Raw genomic sequence first — 17,949 nt, 5'->3', positions numbered from 1 at the left:
TTCACCCAGCCCTCGCCAAACCCCGCCATGTCATTTCGCACCCCCGAACACGCTTCCGCCTCCGCTGACACGGCACCACTCACCGATCACCGCGAGTCCGCTGCCACAGAACTGCGCGCGGGGCACGGCGCGGCCACACCTCTGCAACTCCTTGAGCAGATGCTGAGCGAAGCCATTCGCGCAGGGGCGTCCGACGTGCACTTCGAGCCCATGGCACAACGCTTTCGCATTCGGTTGCGTATCGATGGCCGTCTGCAAGAGCACCGCGACGTGCCCATGCCGTGGCGCGACATGCTGATCTCGCGTCTCAAGGTGCTGGCCAATCTGGATATTGCGCAAAAGCGTCTGCCACAGGACGGGCGCATGATATGGCGCGAAGCGGGCGAGCCGGTCGAGTGCCGCGTCAGTGCGCTGCCAACGCTGCATGGCGAAAAGCTCGTCGTGCGTTTGCTGGACGGCGCCAAGGTCCCGCTCTCGCTCGAGGGGCTCGGGTACACACCACAGCAGTATCTTGCGCTCGCCCGCGCCATCGCCCAGCCGCACGGCATGATCCTGCTCACCGGACCGACAGGGAGCGGCAAGACCGTCTCGCTCTACAGTTGCCTGCGGCGGCTCAACGATACTTCGCGCAATATCGTGACCATCGAGGACCCCGTGGAAATCCGCTTGCCCGGCATCACTCAGGTCAATCTCAACGAACGCGCCGGACTCGACTTTGCCACGGCCCTGCGCGCGTTTTTGCGGCAGGACCCGGATGTGCTTGTCGTTGGGGAAATCCGCGATCCGCAAACTGCCGAGATTGCCGTGCAGGCGGCGCAAACCGGACACCTCGTCTTCGCAACCGTCCATGCGAACGACGCCCCCAGCACACTCGCCCGGCTCTTCGACCTCGGTGTGGCGCCGTTCAATCTTTCGTCGACGCTATTGATCATCAGCGCACAGCGCTTACTCCGTCGTCGCTGCCCGGCCGGCTGCGAACCTCACGCCGCGCCCAGAGCGCCCTCACCGGCCGGACATCGCTGCATGCGCTGCCACGGCACGGGCTTCGCCGGGCGCATCGGCGCTTTTCAGGTGATGCCAATCAGCGCGACACAGGCGATCAACATCGCGCAGGCCCGCAGTCCCCACGAACTGGCCGCACAAGCCCGGAGCGAAGGGGTCATGACATTGCGTGAAGCCGGACTCTGGCATGCCGCCGCTGGCACGGTGAGCAAGGAGGATGTCGATGCGACAACACCGGCCTGATGCGCACTCATCCCTGGCTCTGAACCACGCGTCGCATGTCACGCCACGCAACTCGCACGAGCTTTCAACGCGAGCACGTCCATCCTGGTTGTATTTCGTGTCTGCGGGGAGCCAACCATGCCATCCCTGACACACGTTCGAAGGTGGCGATGGCAAGGATTGGATGCCGATGGGCAGCGTCGGGAAGGGGAATTGCTCGCCCCCGGCGAAGCCGCCGCGCGACGGATGCTTCGCGACCAGCGCGTGACGATCACGCATCTCCATCCAGGGCGCAGGCATGCGCCGGCAGGGCGCGTCGCTTCGGCAGACGCCACCGACCTTGTCCGACGCTTATCCACGCTGCTGGGCGCGGGTGTGCCGCTCGCAGCCGCACTCGATGTACTTGCACGCGGCGCCCACGCGCGAGGCCTCAAGCGGCTCGCCTCCGCCATCGGCTCGGATGTCGCACTGGGGTATCCGTTAGCCCAGGCCATGGCGCGAGCCAGCCGCCGATTCAGCCACATCGACTGTCAGTTGATCGCGGCAGGAGAACTGAGTGGCCAACTTGGCCCGACACTCGCGCGTCTGAGCGCGCAGTACGATCACACACGGACCGTGAAGGAGAAGTTGCAACGCGCGCTTGCCTATCCGTTGACGGTGCTGGCCGTTGCCACGACTGTCGTGGTCGCCCTGCTCCAATGGGTGATCCCGGAGTTCGAGCGACTGTTCGCCAGCGCCGCCGGCGGTGGCGTGCCGCTCCCGCCCCTGACGCGGTGGCTTATCGACCTTTCGCGCGCGTCGTTGACGCATGGACCGTGGCTGCTGGCCGGCATGGGCGCGTCGGGATTGGTCATCACGGCCGCCTGGCGACGCAGCACGCGAATACGGCGATTATGGGATCGCCTGATATTGCGTCTGCCAGGTGTCGGCCGGATCCTGCGGATGATGAGCGCCGCGAGGTGGTCCCGAACGCTCGGCACGTTGCTGGACGCGGGCGTGGCGCTCCCCGATGCGATGGACGCCGCGGCGAGCGCATGTGGCAACCTCGTCATGCAGCAGGCTGCGCACGACGTGCATCGCGCTGTCGCCCGGGGTTCACGACTTGCCACCTCGCTCGAGGCGCACGCACACTGGCCGTTGGTGATCGCGCAACTGACGGTGATCGGGGAGGAATCGGGTACACTCGGGCGCATGCTCAACCAGGCCGCCGGCCTGCTCGACGAAGAGGCCTCGCATGCGCTGGTCAGTGCCTGCGCGACGCTGGAACCCATGATGATTACGTTTCTTGGCCTGTTGATCGGCGGCATGGTGCTCGCCATGTATCTGCCGATGTTCCAACTCGGATACGGTGTCGCATGAACGGTTACGCAGAGCTGCTTCTCGTCGACTGGCTGGCGCAACTTGAACCGCATTGGCGCCTGTTGCTGTTCGCCGCAGTGGGTGTCATTGCCGGATTCGGCCTCGACGTCGTGGTACGCCGTGTCCCCGTCGCCGTCGAACAAGCCTGGCTCGAGGAGATGCAGACGGACGACGCCGGTCACGCCGGTCACGCGGGTGGTGCGGACAGCGCCTCACGACTCCATTCCACCTCGTATCAGGCCACCTTGCCGTCAGCCGCGATCACGCGAGCGGGTTCCCTCGTCTCGCCACACATCCCGTCGCTCGATACTGCGCCGTCGCGTCGCTGGCAGCTATCGCTGTTGAGCGGCGTGCTCAGTGTCGCTATCGGTTGGCGCTTCGGTCCGACCTGGCAAAGCCTCGGCGCACTCGGTCTTGTCTGGACACTGATTGCGCTCGCCTACATCGATTACGACACGCAACTACTGCCCGACATCCTGACGCTGCCCCTGCTCTGGGCCGGACTGCTCTGCAATCTCGGTCACTGGTTCGCCGCATTGCCCGCGGCAGTCATTGGCGCCGCCGCAGGCTATATGAGCCTGTGGGCGCTCTACTGGGTGTATTGGTGGCTGCGTCGTCGCGAAGGGATGGGCTTCGGCGACTTCAAACTCTATGCGGCGCTGGGGGCATGGTTCGGATGGACGGCGTTGGTGCAGATTCTGACGCTCGCGTGCCTGCTTGCGATCGTCGTGGCCGGCACCGCATGGATCGCCGGACGTCTGCGCAGCGACCAAATGTTTCCGTTCGGCGCTTTTCTCGCAGCGGCTGGCATCGCCACGCTGTTCGGCGGCAACGGTCTGATGATCTGGATCGGAGGGACTCCATGACTTACGCCATCGGTCTGACTGGCGGCATCGGCAGCGGCAAGACGACTGTCGCGAATCTGTTCGCCACGCATGGCATCGCCATTATCGATACCGACGCCATCGCGCACGGCATCACGGCCCCCGGGGGCGCCGCCATGCCAGCGATCCGGCGCGAGTTCGGCGACGCCTTTGTCGCCCCGGACGGCTCGCTCGACCGCGCGCGCATGCGCGAAGCGGTATTCACGGACGACGTGGCGAAAACACGTTTGGAGGCTATTACCCATCCGTTGATCCGCACGGAGTGCGAGCGCGCCGCCGCCGAGGCGCAAGGGCCCTATCTGATTTTCGTCGTCCCCCTGCTGTTGGAATCCGGCACGTGGCGCGAGCGGGTACAACGGGTGCTCGTTGTCGACTGCACCGAGGAGACACAGATCTCGCGCGTCATGTCCCGGAACCGCTTCACACGTGAGCAGGTGCAGGCAATCATGGCGCGGCAGGCCACTCGCGCGCAACGGCTGAGCGCCGCCGACGACGTGATCGACAACGACGTTCAGCACGCGCCGCTGGCCCCGCAAGTGGACCGCTTGCATGCGGCCTATCTGAAGCTGGCGGCACAGGGGGATGGCCATTAATCGACGTTGGCGGCCGTGTTTCCTGCGTCCCTCGCGCTCGCCGCCTTCGATTGAGCGCCCACTCGCGTTGCACCCCGACAGATTCCCGCATTAGAATGTCGCCATTACGCTGAAAAGCGCCAACTTTTGGGCCAACGCGCTTGATCCTGTACGAATATCCGCTCAACGAACGCATTCGCACGCTGCTTCGGCTAGAAGAGCTGTTCGGGCGCTTTGCCTTTTTCGTCGGGCAGGATCAGCCGCTCGATCACCATGCGGCGCTGATCACGATGTTCGAGATCGCCGACATTGCTGGGCGCACTGATCTGAAGAACGATCTGGTCAAGGAACTCGACCGGCAGCGTCAGACGCTCCACACCTATCGCGGCAATCCCGATATCGCCTCCGACGCACTTGAACAGTTCATCGGCGAAGTCGAGCTGGCCATTGCGAACCTCAACCAGATTCCCGGCAAACCCGGCCAGCACCTGAACGACAACGAGTGGCTCGCAAGCATTCGTAGCCGCTCGGTGATCCCGGGAGGCACGTGTCGCTTCGATCTGCCGTCGTACTACGCATGGCGTCACAACGATGCCGAACAGCGTCGTCACGATATCGACAAGTGGATCGGCCCGCTGCTCCCGCTGCGCGATGCGATCACCATCGTGCTGGGCCTCGCGCGCGAGTCTGGGCACGCCAGCAAGGCGATGGCGCAGCAAGGCAGCTATCAGCAGATGCTGACCGGGCGGGTCTATCAGCTCATGCAAGTGCGTGTCGCCGCCGATCTGCGCGTCATTCCCGAAGCCAGCGCCAACAAGTACATGTTGTGGGTACGCTTCACGACGCAGGACGGCGATCTGAAGCCGCGTCCGGTCGACAGTGACGTGCCGTTCCTGCTGACGCTCTGCAATCTGTAAGCGCATGACGACCGTCATCAACTGTCCGACTTGCGGCAAGAAAGTGGTCTGGGGACCTCAGGCAAAATTCCGCCCATTCTGCTCGGAGCGCTGCAAGCAGATCGACATGGGCGCCTGGGCGGCGGAGAAGTACACGATCCCCGCCGAGTCGCCGGACGATCCCTCGCAGGACGCACCGCTCGATCCAACAGAGCGTTAGGCGACTTCACGCACGGAAGTCCCTGCGTCGAACCCAATGAAAAAGGCATCCTTCCGGATGCCTTTTTCATTTCTGGAAGCGCCTGCCATCGCCGCCGTCACGCCGTCAACGACAACCGCGCCGCCGCGCCCTCGTTACGCCCTCGTGACGCTCTTGTTACGCTCTTCGTTACGATTTCGCCGCCAGTTCCTCGGCCAGCCATGTAAGCGGCGGCAGCGCAGCCGGCAGTAGCGGCTCAACGCTCACCGGCGGACGCTCCCACGCCAGCGCCTGACCTTCCTTGCCGTGCGGCTCTCCCTGCCAGGCCGTCACCTTGCAGAAGTGCAGACGCACATACGCATGAGGATAATCGTGCTCGAGCACGCGCCACGGCGCACACCGCTCCACCGTCACGCCAAGCTCTTCATGCAGTTCACGCGCCAGCGCCGCCGCCACCGACTCGCCTTCTTCGAGCTTGCCGCCCGGAAACTCCCAGTAGCCCGCATACGGCTTACCTGCGGGACGTTGGCCGAGAAGCACCGAGCCATCCGGGCGCACCATCACACCCACAGCCACTTCCGTGACGGGCCGCCCATCGGGCGCATATCGTTTCGAGTCTGTCATATCACTGCACAATGCCTGCGGAATTGCCGGATCGCGTTACGGATGACACGCGGACCGTTGGCCCGGGCCCCCGTCGCGTCCCAATCGTTAAGATGCGTGCGACGCACCACGCTGTTTGCCCGCCCAGTCGCGGGCAAACTGAAACGCCACGCGACCTGAGCGCGAACCACGCTCGAGCGCCCAGATCAGCGCCTCGTGACGCGCACTCTCCGTCTGATCGGCTGGCACACCGAAATGCTGCAACCAGTGACCAACGATCGTCAGGTAGTCGTCCTGCTTGAACGGATAGAAGCTCACCCACAGTCCGAAGCGCTCGGACAGCGAGATTTTTTCCTCGATCACTTCGCCCGGATGAATCTCACCGTCTTCGGTATGGCGATAGCTCTCGTTGTCCTTCATGTATTCGGGCAACAAGTGACGGCGGTTCGACGTGGCGTAGATCAACACATTGTCGGACTGCGCGGCGATCGAACCGTCGAGCGCGACTTTCAACGCCTTGTAGCCCGACTCGCCGTCTTCGAACGACAGGTCGTCGCAAAACACCACGAAGCGTTCGGGACGCTGCGAAATCAGGTCGACGATATCGCCCAGATCGACCAGATCGTCCTTGTCGACTTCGATCAGACGCAGGCCTTCCGGGGCATATTGGTTCAGGCACGCCTTGATGAGCGACGACTTGCCCGTGCCACGTGCGCCGGTCAGCAACACGTTGTTAGCGGGCTCGCCACGCACGAACTGACGCGTGTTCTGCTCGATCAACCCCTTCTGGCGCTCGATGTTCTGCAGGTCGTCCAGCGTAATCTCGGAGACATGCGCCACCGGCTGCAAAAAACCACGCCCCTGCTTCTTGCGCCAGCGAAACGCCATGGCGGCGTTCCAGTCGATCTCGGGGGCCGCCGGGGGCAACATCGCCTCCAACCGGGCCAGCACGCCTTCTGCGCGCGTAAGGAACTGCTCCAGCTTATCCATGCTTCGAAATCCCCGCGCCGCTCACGGGCGCTCGTGTCGATGCTTCTTCGTGTTGTGGTTTCCCTTCGCTGTGCGCCACGGTGCTTTTGCCACCTGCCGGTGACGCACCGACAGGGTCGGCGACGTCGACCGGCGCGTGGCCGATGCCGGTCCGGCACCGGCCCTCTGCGCCGACGGCCGCGGCCTCCGGTGGGAGGCGTGCAGCCATCGCGTCAGGGCTCAGGAACGGTAATCCGCGTTGATGCTCACGTAGTCGTGCGAGAAGTCGCACGTCCACAACGTCGTGGCAGCGTCGCCGCGCCCGAGCACTACGCGTACCGTAATCTCGCTTTGCTTCATCACGCGTTGGCCGTCTTCCTCGCGATAGTCGGCATTGCGGCCACCGGCGCGCGCGACCAGGACGTCGTCCAGATAGAGATCGACCTTGCTGACGTCGAGGTCGCCCACGCCGGCATAACCGATCGCGGCCAGGATACGGCCCAGATTCGGATCGGACGCGTAAAACGCCGTCTTCACCAGCGGCGAGTGACCGATGGCATAGGCAATCTGACGGCATTCCGCGACGTCGCGCCCACCCTCGACCTTCACGGTGATGAACTTGGTCGCCCCTTCGCCGTCGCGCACGATAAGCTGCGCGAGCTCCTGCGAGATCGACAGCAGGGCGTCGCGCAATGCGGCGAACGCCGGCGTGTCCGTGCTGGCGATTTCCGGCAACTCGGTCTGGCCTGTCGCGACGACGATGAACGAGTCGTTGGTGGACGTATCGCCATCGATGGTAATGGCATTGAACGAACGGTCCGCAACGTACTTCACGAGCGCATCGAGCACCGGCTGCGCCACACGCGCATTGGTGCCGACGAAACCGAGCATGGTCGCCATGTTCGGCTTGATCATGCCGGCGCCCTTGCTGATACCGGTGAGCACGATGGACTTGCCGTCGATGATGACCTCGCGCGACGCGGCCTTCGGCAGCGTGTCGGTCGTCATGATCGATTGGGCGGCTTCGTACCAATGCGCAGGCGCCAGATTGGCAATCGCCTGGGGCATCCCCGCGATCAGACGATCGACCGGCAGCGGCTCGAGAATCACGCCCGTCGAAAACGGCAGAATCTGGTTCGGCGCAACCGACAGCAGCTCGGCAAGCGCATTACACGTTGCGCGCGTCGCGGCCATGCCCGGCTCGCCGGTACCGGCGTTGGCATTCCCCGTGTTGACGATGAGCGCGCGAATGCCCGAATGAGCCACGAGGTGCTCTTTACACACCGTCACCGGCGCGGCGCAAAAGCGGTTCGTCGTGAAAACGCCGGAGACCGTGCTACCGGTGGCCAGTCGCATGACCAGCACGTCCTTGCGGTTCGGCTTGCGGATATTGGCTTCGGCCCAGCCCAGTTCGACGCCGGGAATGGCGCGCAGTTGGGAGGCTTCGATCGAGGGGAAATTGACGGCCATGAGGGTTCGCCCGCGAGAGGTAAGGGTTGCATCTCCCGCCCAGACGATGTCGGCACGACACGCCGCCGGGGCGGCGGTTGATCGGTGCGGCCGGTCGAAAAACCGGCGCTACAAACGACGCGGCGCCGATTGAGTCGGCGCCGCGTCGATCGGTTCACATCTTAAGACAGTTTGCCGTGGCAGTGCTTGAATTTCTTGCCACTGCCGCACGGGCACGGATCGTTGCGGCCAACCTTCGGCAACAACTCGCCATCGACCGCGGCTGCCGCGCCCGCCGCCTGGGCGAGCGCCGCGACCACCGGACGACCGGCATCTTCGTCGATCTCGCCTTCGCCGCCCACGGTCTCGAGTTCGTCGTGCTTGAACTCGATATTGACCAGACCGCCCGCGTTATCTTCGAGCGACTCCGTTGCGTGCTCAAGCTCTTCCTGCGACTGGATACGCACGTTCATGATGACGCGCGTGACTTCCAGCTTGATGGTTTCGAGCAACTGGGCGAACAGTTCGAACGCCTCGCGCTTGTATTCCTGCTTCGGATTCTTCTGCGCATAGCCGCGCAGATGGATGCCCTGACGCAGGTGATCCAGCGCCGCCAGATGCTCACGCCAGTTCGAATCCACGCTCTGCAGCATGACCGAGCGTTCGAAGCCCGAGAACGACTCGCGGCCCACCAGTTCGACCTTGGCGTTGTACGAAGCTTCCGCCGCGTCCATCACTTCCTTGAGGATGTCCTCGTCGTCGATCTCGTCGGCGCCTTCAATGCGCGACTGCAGCGGCAGGTCGAGCTGCCACTCTTCGCGCAGCGTCGTTTCCAGCCCCTTCAGGTCCCATTGCTCTTCGACCGTACCGGCCGGCACATAGGTGCGCACCAGGTCTTCGAACACGCTTTGACGCATGCCCGCGATGGTTTCCGAGACGTCTTGCGCTTCGAGCAATTCGTTACGCTGCTGGTAGATCACCTTGCGCTGATCGTTGGCCACGTCGTCGTACTCGAGCAGTTGCTTACGCACGTCGAAGTTGCGCGCTTCGACCTTGCGTTGCGCCGACTCGATCGAGCGCGAGACGATACCCGCTTCGATGGCTTCGCCTTCCGGCATCTTCAGACGATCCATGATCGCGCGCACGCGATCACCCGCGAAAATGCGCAGCAGCGGATCTTCCAGCGAGAGATAGAAGCGCGACGAACCCGGGTCACCCTGACGGCCCGAACGGCCGCGCAACTGGTTGTCGATACGACGCGACTCGTGGCGCTCGGTGCCGATGATATGCAGACCGCCAGCGGCCTTCACCTGCTCGTGCAGACCTTGCCACTCATCCTGCAGTTGCTTGATGCGAGCGGCCTTTTCGTCGTCGGACAGTGCGGCATCCGCCTCGATGAAACTCGACTGCTTCTCGACATTGCCGCCCAGCACGATGTCGGTACCGCGACCGGCCATGTTCGTGGCGATGGTGATCACGCCCGGACGGCCTGCCTGCGCCACGATCTCGGCTTCGCGCTCGTGCTGCTTGGCGTTGAGCACCTGATGCGGCAGCTTTTCGCGCGTGAGCAGTTGCGAGAGGTATTCGGACGTTTCGATCGACGTCGTGCCCACCAGCACCGGCTGGCCACGCTCCACGCAATCGCGAATGTCCTTGATGACGGCGTCGTACTTCTCCTTGGCCGTCTTGTAGATCTGATCCTGACGGTCGATCCGCTTGGGTTGGCGGTTCGTCGGAATCACCACCGTCTCGAGACGGTAGATTTCGTTGAATTCGAACGCTTCCGTGTCCGCGGTCCCCGTCATGCCCGAGAGCTTGGCGTACATGCGGAAGTAGTTCTGGAACGTGATCGAAGCGAGCGTCTGGTTCTCGTGCTGGATCGACACGCGCTCCTTCGCTTCCACCGCCTGGTGCAGCCCTTCCGACCAGCGGCGGCCAGCCATCAGACGGCCGGTGAATTCGTCGACGATGACAATCTCGTCGTTCTGCACCACGTAGTGCTGGTCCTTGTGGAACAGCGTGTGCGCGCGCAGTGCGGCGTACACGTGGTGCATGAGCGTGATGTTCTGCGGTGCGTAGAGACTGTCGCCCTCGGCGATCATGCCCCACTCGGCCAGCAGTTGCTCGGCCTTCTCGTGGCCGCGCTCGGTCAGGAACACCTGACGCGCCTTCTCGTCGAGCGTGTAGTCGCCCGGCACTTCGACGCCCGTGCCATCGGCCTTCTCTTCGCCGATCTGACGCTCGAGCATCGCCGGCAGGCGATCCATCTTCACATACAGTTCGGTGTGGTCTTCGGCCTGACCGGAGATGATGAGCGGCGTGCGCGCTTCGTCGATCAGGATCGAGTCCACTTCGTCGACAATCGCGTAGTTCAACGTGCGCTGCACGCGCTGCTCGGTCTCGTAGACCATGTTGTCGCGCAGGTAGTCGAAGCCGAACTCGTTGTTCGTGCCGTAGGTGATGTCCGCTGCGTAGGCCGTCTGCTTCTGATCGTGCGGCATCTGCGACAGATTGATGCCGACCGACAGACCCAGGAAGTTATACAGACGCGCCATCCACTCGGCATCGCGCTGCGCCAGGTAATCGTTGACGGTCACCACGTGCACGCCTTTGCCCGAGAGCGCATTCAGATAGGCAGGCAACGTTGCGACGAGCGTCTTGCCTTCACCGGTACGCATTTCGGCGATCTTGCCGAAGTGCAGCACCATGCCACCGATCAGCTGAACGTCGAAGTGGCGCATCTTGAGCACGCGCTTGCCGGCTTCGCGGCACACGGCAAAGGCTTCGACGAGCAACGAATCTACAGTCGCCCCCTGGGCGATGCGTTGCTTGAATTCCTCAGTCTTGCCGCGCAGTTGCTCATCGCTGAGTTGGGCGATCTGCGGCTCGAGGGCGTTAATCGCCGTGACGGTTTTCTGGTACTGCTTGATGAGCCGCTGGTTGCGGCTGCCAAATACTTTTTTAAGAAGACCGGGAATCATCGGATCACTGGTTAGGGCGGCAAATGTCGTTCGCAATCGCGCCGCTTGCCACCGGACGGAGCACACTCACCGGAGACATGCCCCGGAAATGCCAACCGCCCGATGCGCCTGAGCGCTGCGGGTCACCGGTGTTCGGCACGCTGGCCTCGCTCCGGTTCGATACCTGTACTGAAAAATGGATTCTAGCATGCTGCGGTTACACGTCCCGGCGGTACCCGACGCCGACAACCCGGTGTTTTGACGGGGCGGGCCGAGGCGACGCCCGATGGCGGGGTAAAATAGGCGGCGACATCTGTCTCATCATATGAAACGACCCAAAGCAAACCGCGTCGCCCGCCCCCTGACCACCCTTCTGTCCGCCTCCGACGGCGCAGGATCACTGCTGGTCGCCGCCGAGCAGCTGGCCCGGCTGGAGCGGGACGTGCATGCGTTGCTGCCCCCCGCGCTCACCGCCAGCGTGAAGGTCACGCCGCCGCGCGAAGGGGCGCTGGTCTTTCTCGTCGCCAACAATTCGCTCGCAGCGCGTCTGCGCCAGCAAACGCCGTCGCTGATCGAAGGCCTTGCAAAACGGGGCTGGCTGATTCGCACGATCCGCATTCGCGTCAGTATCGCCGCGCCAGAGCCACAGAAGCCTCCCAAGGAGGCCCGCTTGCCCCGGCAAGGGCTGGTCAGTCTGCGCGATTTGCGCGACGCACTGGAACCCTCCCCGCTGCGCGACGCCCTCGCGCGTCTCGTCGCGCGTCACTCCTATGGCGGATCGCGCAAACCGTGACGCAGCCCGTCGGGGCACGCATGCCTCAATGAAACGGATCGATGCCAAACGCCGATATTTGTCGCGCGTCAAATAAAAAAGCGCCGGATTTCCGGCGCTTTCGTTTTGTTACATCCCCGCTGCGGCGGGCGACGCGTTGCGCGATTTACGCGAACTGCGTCTGCGGCTCGAACTGGAAGCCGCGCGGTGCGTCTTCGGCGTGCTCGAACGTGACGATTTCGTAGGCGTCTTGTGCGAGAAGTTCGCGCAGCAACTGGTTATTCAGACCATGTCCCGACTTGTACGCCGTGTACGACGCCAGCAACGGGTGACCAATCACATACAGATCGCCGATGGCGTCGAGCATCTTGTGCTTCACGAACTCGTCGTCGTAGCGCAGACCGTCGTTGTTCAGGATGCGGTATTCGTCGAGCACAATGGCGTTATCCATGCTGCCACCGCGTGCCAGACCCAGTTCGCGCAACATCTCGACTTCATGAGCGAAGCCAAACGTGCGGGCGCGCGCAATTTCCTTCGCGTAGGACGTTTCGGCAAAGTCGATCTCGAGCGCCTGGCCCGTGCGATCGACCGCCGGGTGACGGAAATCGATGGTGAACTTGAGCTTGAAACCTTCATACGGTTCGAGACAGGCGAACTTGTCGCCTTCGCGAATCTCGACCGGCTTCGTCACACGAATGAATTTCTTGGCCGCCGCCTGCTCTTCGATGCCTGCCGACTGAATCAGGAAGACAAACGTCGCTGCGCTGCCATCCATGATCGGAATTTCTTCGGCCGTCACATCGACATACAGATTGTCGATGCCCAGACCCGCGCATGCCGACATCAGGTGCTCCACGGTGGACACCCGCGCACCATCCTTCTGCAACACCGACGCCAGACGCGTGTCGCCGATCGCCATCGCCGATGCCGGAATCTCCACAGGAGGATTCAGATCGGTACGACAGAAGACGATACCCGTATTGGGCGGTGCCGGACGCAACGACAACTCGACCTTGCGACCGGAGTGCAAGCCGATGCCGACTGTCTTGGCGATGGATTTGAGTGTGCGCTGCTTGAGCATGCTATTTATTAAAACTATCAGACGCTAAGGACCATAGATCGAATTATACCAGATCGGCGCCTTCATCGCTGTGCCACAAACACAACGCTTCGTTACTAAACATTCCGAATTCTGCCCCATCGGTTTGTCGTCGCCCATATCGCATGACGAAATAGGCTGTTTCGTCGTTCCGTAGCTTTGTGCCTCGTGCTTCGACGTCGGACCTCACACATGACGTCATGCACGTTCGGGGCACCCCGGCCGCCGCGACGGAGGCATGCCGCAGCGGTCGGGGGACAGATCCGCGAGACCGGGTCCGGGATCACGAACGCTTACCCGTAACGTTCGCCATCTGCGATGCGTTGACGCCTATTGCGACTCTGGTTGTCGCAGCTACAAGGCATTTCCCGCATCACAACCTTGCCGTATCGTCATTCGGACTCGTACTGCGGCGCGCCTTCCCCACGCCACCTGGCATGGTATTCGGGGCGACGACGAATCCTCACGACGACCTGCGTAGGTCTCGCGATTCTCAAGGTGCGGCGGCGCCAGGCACTGGCACCCGGCCCGCACGCCACCTTGTCAGTCGGCTTGCTTGCGCAGGAAAGCCGGAATGTCGTACGTGTCGACACCCTTTTCCTGCAATGCGGCCACGTGCGAGGCTGCGGTCTCGCGCGTGCTGCGCCACACGGCCGGCGTATCGAGCGCGCCGTAGTCCGTACCGCCCGCCTGACCCACGTTCGGCACATGGCCGGTCGCGATCGGCATATTGTCGGTACCGGTCTTGAGCAGCGTCATCGGTGCCGCGGCCTTCTTCGCAACCGCACGGCCCAGGCCGGTTGCCACGACGGTCACGCGCAGTGCATCACCCATCTTGTCGTCGTAGACGGTACCGAAAATCACGGTCGCGTCTTCGGCGGCATAGCTCTTGATGGTGTTCATCACTTCACGCGTTTCCGACAAACGCAGCGAACGCGATGCCGTGATGTTCACCAGCACGCCACGTGCGCCCGACAGGTCCACGCCTTCGAGCAGCGGGCTTGCCACGGCTTGCTCGGCTGCCAGACGCGCACGATCGACACCGGCAACGGTGGCCGTACCCATCATGGCCTTGCCTTGCTCGCCCATCACCGTCTTCACGTCTTCAAAGTCGACGTTCACCAAACCGTCGACGTTGATGATTTCGGCGATGCCGGCCACGGCGTTGTGCAGCACGTCGTCGGCGCACTGGAAGCACTTGTCCATCTCGGCGTCGTCGCCCATGACTTCGAACAGCTTGTCATTGAGCACAACGATCAGCGAGTCGACGTTGTCTTCCAGTTCCTGCGCGCCCGTCTCGGCGACACGCATGCGCTTGCCACCTTCGAACTCGAACGGCTTCGAGACCACGCCCACGGTCAGAATGCCCATTTCCTTGGCAATCTGCGCCACGACCGGTGCCGCGCCCGTGCCCGTGCCGCCACCCATACCCGCGGTGATGAACACCATGTGCGCGCCGCGCAGAGCGTCGGCCACGCGCTCGCGAGCCTCTTCCGCGGCAGCATGGCCCATTTCCGGCTTCGCGCCAGCCCCCAGACCGGTCTTGCCGAGCTGGATGTTGACGCTGGCCTGCGAGCGGCCCAGTGCCTGAGCGTCGGTGTTCATGGCGATGAATTCCACGCCTTGCACACCACGGTTGATCATGTGCTGGACGGCATTGCCGCCAGCGCCACCAACACCCACCACCTTGATGATGGTGCCGTTGGTTTCCGTTTCCAACATTTCAAAGTTCATAGCGCCTCCAGTGAATTAAAAGCAGATCCGGTACTGCGGGTCACGTGTGGCTCGGGTAAGCCGCGCGTGTTTTCAATACCGAATCCACACCCCTCAAAAAACACCATTAAAAATTGCTGAAGAACCAGTCGCGCATGCGCGTCCAGACCTGATTTGCCTGCCCCGACTGCACCGCGACCTTGCGGCCACGCATGCGTTGGGAACGCCCTTCGAGCAGCAGCCCCATCGCCGTCGCGTAGCGCGGACTGCGCACCACATCGGCCAGACCGCCTGCATATTCCGGCACGCCAATACGCACCGGCTTGAGGAAGATGTCCTCGCCCAGCTCGACCATGCCCGGCATCATCGCCGCGCCGCCGGTGAGCACGATGCCCGAGGACAACAGTTCTTCGTAACCCGACTCGCGCACGACCTGCTGCACGAGCGAGAACAGTTCTTCGACGCGCGGCTCGATCACCGCCGCCAGCGCCTGACGCGAGAGCGTGCGCGGACCGCGCTCGCCCAGCCCGGGCACTTCGATCATTTCATCCGGATCGGCCAGCGACTGCTTGGCGATGCCGTGCGCGATCTTGATGTCTTCCGCGTCCGGTGTCGGCGTGCGCACGGCCATCGCGATATCGCTGGTGATCTGATCGCCGGCAATCGGAATCACCGCCGTATGACGAATCGCGCCTTCGCTGAAGATCGCAATGTCCGTCGTGCCGCCGCCGATATCGATCAGCACCACGCCGAGTTCCTTCTCGTCTTCGGTGAGCACCGAGATGCTCGACGCCAGCGGCTGGAGAATCAGATCGTTCACTTCGAGGCCGCAACGGCGCACGCACTTCACGATGTTCTGCGCGGCCGAGACGGCGCCGGTCACGATGTGCACTTTCACCTCGAGACGGATGCCGCTCATGCCGATCGGCTCGCGCACGTCTTCCTGACCGTCGATGATGAATTCCTGCGTGAGGATATGCAGCACCTGCTGATCGGTCGGAATGTTGATCGCCTTGGCCGTCTCGATGACGCGCGCCACATCGGCCTGCGTCACTTCCTTGTCCTTGATCGCCACCATGCCGCTCGAATTGAAGCTGCGGATGTGGCTACCGGCAATCCCCGTGAACACATTGGTGATCTTGCAGTCGGCCATCAGCTCGGCTTCTTCGAGCGCACGTTGAATCGACTGCACGGTGGCCTCGATGTTCACCACGACACCCTTTTTCAGGCCTCGCGATTCACTCTGGCCAAGGCCGATCACTTCATAGCGGCCTTCAGGGCGCAGCTCGGCCACCACCGCCACGACTTTCGACGTGCCGATATCGAGGGCGACCAACAGATCCTTGTAATCTTTGCTCATAGCGTGTGTAAGTCCTGAAGTCTCACTGGCTTCGCTTCTGCCGCGCGGCAGGTTGCGCAACTGCCGGCTTTTGCGAATCCCGCTTTTGCACCGGTGTCGCGGCTAGCTTCTTGGCCTGTTCTTCGCTCAAGAAACGCATACCTGCGGCCCGGACTGCAAAACCGTTCGGGTACCGCAGATCGGCATACTCGATCTGATTTCCCCAGCGCGCCGCAACCTGCGGATACGCTTGTACGAAACGCCGGCTGCGCGTGGCGAGGGTTTCGGGCGTACGCTCCCGTCCCAGCGCCAGTTGCACGCCCCCTGCGAGTCGCACGCCCCATGCGTAACGATTCGACAGCGTGACCGCCTCGGGTTTCATATTCAGCGGCGCGAACCACTTCATGAAGTCGTAGTACCGCGCCGTCACATCTTTCTCGCTGCCCGGCGGCCCCGCGAACTCGGGCAGCTTGCCCTCGTCCTCGGCTTCCGCCAGATTCGCGGCGAACAACTCGCCATCCACACTCACCAGACGGCCGTCGTTCCAGGTCGCCAGTGGCTTGTATTCCTCGATCGTGATGGCCAGTTGATTCGGCCAGACACGCCGCACACTGGCATGACGCACCCAGGGCACCGCCTCGAAGGCCGCTCGCGTCGCGTCCAGATCGATGGTGAAGAAGTTGCCCTTCAGACGCGCCACCGCGTTCGCACGCAAGGTCGGTCCGTTGATATGCGACACGTCCCCATCGATCTGAATCGCCTTGAGCGTGAAGATCGGCCGCTGGATCAGCCAATGGCCGCCCGCCGCGAGCGCCGCCAGCACGACGAGTGCGACGAGCGCACTCGCGATGGCGTTGAGCAGGCGTACGTTGTGCCACATGGCGATTTGCTTTCCGTATCAGGGCGTTCTTCAACGCGTTCAAGGTTTTACTCGGGTTTCCACTGCGCGTTCGGGTGCAGATCGAGCGTCGCAGTTGCCAAAATTTCGACCACCAAGTCTTCGTAAGACAGGCCCGCCGCGCGCGCCGAGATCGGCACCAGCGAGTGGCCGGTCATGCCCGGCGACGTATTGATCTCCAGCAGGAACGGCTTGTTGTCGCGCTTGCGCAGCATCACGTCGGCACGAGCCCAGCCCCGGCAGCCCAGCACGAGGTAGGCGCGCAACACGAGGCGCTGCACTTCCTCCTGCAAGGACACCGACAACGGCGGCGGGCATTCGTAGCGCGTGTCGTCCTTGAAATACTTGTTCTGGTAGTCGTAGTTCGCGTCCGGCGCCACGATGCGGATCACCGGCAGTGCACGGGCGGCCGCAGCCCCCTTCGTGCCCACGCCGAGCACCGGCACGGTCAGCTCGTCGCCATCGATGAACTCTTCGGCGAGCACGTCCGGATCGAGCGCGGCAGCCTTCTCGTAGGCCGCCTTCAACTGCGACGCCTCGGTGACCTTCGTCAGGCCGATGGTCGAGCCTTCGCGCGACGGTTTGACGATCAGCGGCAGGCCGAGATCGCGCGCCACGGCATCGAAGTCGCTGTCGGCGGTGAGCATCGCAAAGCGCGGCGTCGGCAGCCCTTCGTTGATCCACACGCGCTTGGTCATTTCCTTGTCCATCGCCAGTGCGGACGCCAACACGCCACTGCCGGTGTAAGGAACCCCCAGATGTTCGAGCGCGCCCTGAAGCGTGCCGTCTTCGCCATAACGTCCATGCAATGCGATGAACACACGGTCGAACTTCTGCGCAGCCAGTGCCGCGAGGTCGTGCATGCCTGTGTCGAACGCGTGCGCGTCCACGCCACGCGAGCGCAGGGCTTCGAGCACACCATTGCCCGAAATCAGCGAGATCTGACGCTCGGCCGAGCGCCCACCCATCAGGACGCCAACCTTGCCGAAACGTTTCGGATCGAATGCACTCAC

Annotated in this window: 16 protein-coding genes; 7 read left to right on the top strand and 9 right to left on the bottom strand. The window is 63.1% G+C overall.

The window, feature by feature from the left end:
• Positions 1 to 27: 27 nt before the first annotated feature.
• From PI93_RS06360 to yacG, 6 genes are all read left to right on the top strand, one after another.
• Positions 28 to 1,245 (top strand): GspE/PulE family protein, encoded by a 1,218-nt coding sequence (locus PI93_RS06360; protein ID WP_039374922.1) that lies wholly within the window; start codon positions 28 to 30, stop codon positions 1,243 to 1,245.
• Positions 1,246 to 1,362: 117 nt separating this feature from the next.
• Positions 1,363 to 2,583 carry a type II secretion system F family protein gene (locus PI93_RS06355; RefSeq protein WP_039374923.1) on the top strand — a complete coding sequence of 407 codons (1,221 nt, stop codon included), beginning with the start codon at positions 1,363 to 1,365 and terminating at the stop codon, positions 2,581 to 2,583.
• Complete coding sequence (locus tag PI93_RS06350; protein WP_039374924.1) at positions 2,580 to 3,449, top strand: prepilin peptidase; 870 nt, start codon at positions 2,580 to 2,582, stop codon at positions 3,447 to 3,449. The genes PI93_RS06355 and PI93_RS06350 overlap by 4 nt, the downstream gene beginning before the upstream one ends.
• Positions 3,446 to 4,060 (top strand): dephospho-CoA kinase, encoded by a 615-nt coding sequence (coaE, locus tag PI93_RS06345; RefSeq protein WP_039374925.1) that lies wholly within the window; start codon positions 3,446 to 3,448, stop codon positions 4,058 to 4,060. Before PI93_RS06350 ends, coaE begins: the two co-directional genes overlap by 4 nt.
• Positions 4,061 to 4,200: 140 nt before the next feature.
• Positions 4,201 to 4,956 (top strand): cell division protein ZapD, encoded by a 756-nt coding sequence (zapD, locus tag PI93_RS06340; RefSeq protein ID WP_039374926.1) that lies wholly within the window; start codon positions 4,201 to 4,203, stop codon positions 4,954 to 4,956.
• Between the two features lie 4 nt (positions 4,957 to 4,960).
• A complete protein-coding gene (gene yacG, locus PI93_RS06335) occupies positions 4,961 to 5,155 on the top strand; it encodes a DNA gyrase inhibitor YacG (protein ID WP_039374927.1) in 195 nt (64 codons plus the stop codon).
• 168 nt (positions 5,156 to 5,323) lie between these two features.
• Here yacG and PI93_RS06330 read toward each other — a convergent pair whose 3' ends face one another.
• The 4 genes from PI93_RS06330 to secA all read right to left on the bottom strand — a co-directional run bounded on the left by PI93_RS06330 (position 5,324) and on the right by secA (position 11,136).
• Positions 5,324 to 5,758: an NUDIX domain-containing protein gene (locus PI93_RS06330; protein ID WP_039375639.1), complete on the bottom strand. Its 435-nt coding sequence runs from the start codon at positions 5,756 to 5,758 to the stop codon at positions 5,324 to 5,326.
• 87 nt (positions 5,759 to 5,845) lie between these two features.
• Positions 5,846 to 6,727: an ATP-binding protein gene (locus PI93_RS06325; protein WP_039375641.1), complete on the bottom strand. Its 882-nt coding sequence runs from the start codon at positions 6,725 to 6,727 to the stop codon at positions 5,846 to 5,848.
• 219 nt (positions 6,728 to 6,946) lie between these two features.
• A complete protein-coding gene (argJ, locus tag PI93_RS06320) occupies positions 6,947 to 8,176 on the bottom strand; it encodes a bifunctional glutamate N-acetyltransferase/amino-acid acetyltransferase ArgJ (RefSeq protein ID WP_039375644.1) in 1,230 nt (409 codons plus the stop codon).
• A 161-nt stretch (positions 8,177 to 8,337) separates the two neighbouring features.
• Positions 8,338 to 11,136 carry a preprotein translocase subunit SecA gene (gene secA / locus PI93_RS06315; protein ID WP_039375645.1) on the bottom strand — a complete coding sequence of 933 codons (2,799 nt, stop codon included), beginning with the start codon at positions 11,134 to 11,136 and terminating at the stop codon, positions 8,338 to 8,340.
• A gap of 304 nt (positions 11,137 to 11,440) precedes the next feature.
• Between secA and PI93_RS06310 the strand changes: the two genes are divergently transcribed.
• Positions 11,441 to 11,908 carry a DciA family protein gene (locus PI93_RS06310; protein WP_039375647.1) on the top strand — a complete coding sequence of 156 codons (468 nt, stop codon included), beginning with the start codon at positions 11,441 to 11,443 and terminating at the stop codon, positions 11,906 to 11,908.
• A gap of 145 nt (positions 11,909 to 12,053) precedes the next feature.
• On the opposite strand, the gene lpxC is transcribed toward PI93_RS06310, so the two are convergent.
• From lpxC to PI93_RS06285, 5 genes are all read right to left on the bottom strand, one after another.
• Positions 12,054 to 12,968: a UDP-3-O-acyl-N-acetylglucosamine deacetylase gene (lpxC, locus tag PI93_RS06305; RefSeq protein ID WP_039375649.1), complete on the bottom strand. Its 915-nt coding sequence runs from the start codon at positions 12,966 to 12,968 to the stop codon at positions 12,054 to 12,056.
• Positions 12,969 to 13,529: 561 nt separating this feature from the next.
• Positions 13,530 to 14,720 carry a cell division protein FtsZ gene (gene ftsZ / locus PI93_RS06300; RefSeq protein ID WP_039375651.1) on the bottom strand — a complete coding sequence of 397 codons (1,191 nt, stop codon included), beginning with the start codon at positions 14,718 to 14,720 and terminating at the stop codon, positions 13,530 to 13,532.
• A gap of 106 nt (positions 14,721 to 14,826) precedes the next feature.
• A complete protein-coding gene (gene ftsA, locus PI93_RS06295) occupies positions 14,827 to 16,059 on the bottom strand; it encodes a cell division protein FtsA (protein ID WP_039375654.1) in 1,233 nt (410 codons plus the stop codon).
• A gap of 22 nt (positions 16,060 to 16,081) precedes the next feature.
• Entirely contained in the window at positions 16,082 to 16,918 is an 837-nt protein-coding gene (locus PI93_RS06290) for a cell division protein FtsQ/DivIB (protein WP_039375656.1), read from the bottom strand.
• 47 nt (positions 16,919 to 16,965) lie between these two features.
• Positions 16,966 to 17,904 carry a D-alanine--D-alanine ligase gene (locus tag PI93_RS06285; protein WP_052241134.1) on the bottom strand — a complete coding sequence of 313 codons (939 nt, stop codon included), beginning with the start codon at positions 17,902 to 17,904 and terminating at the stop codon, positions 16,966 to 16,968.
• Between the last annotated feature and the right edge of the window lie 45 nt (positions 17,905 to 17,949).

Source organism: Pandoraea fibrosis (assembly GCF_000807775.2).
GTDB classification, from domain to species: domain Bacteria; phylum Pseudomonadota; class Gammaproteobacteria; order Burkholderiales; family Burkholderiaceae; genus Pandoraea; species Pandoraea fibrosis.
Note: the sequence above shows the minus strand (reverse complement) of the source record. Positions and strands in the feature narration are given on the sequence as shown.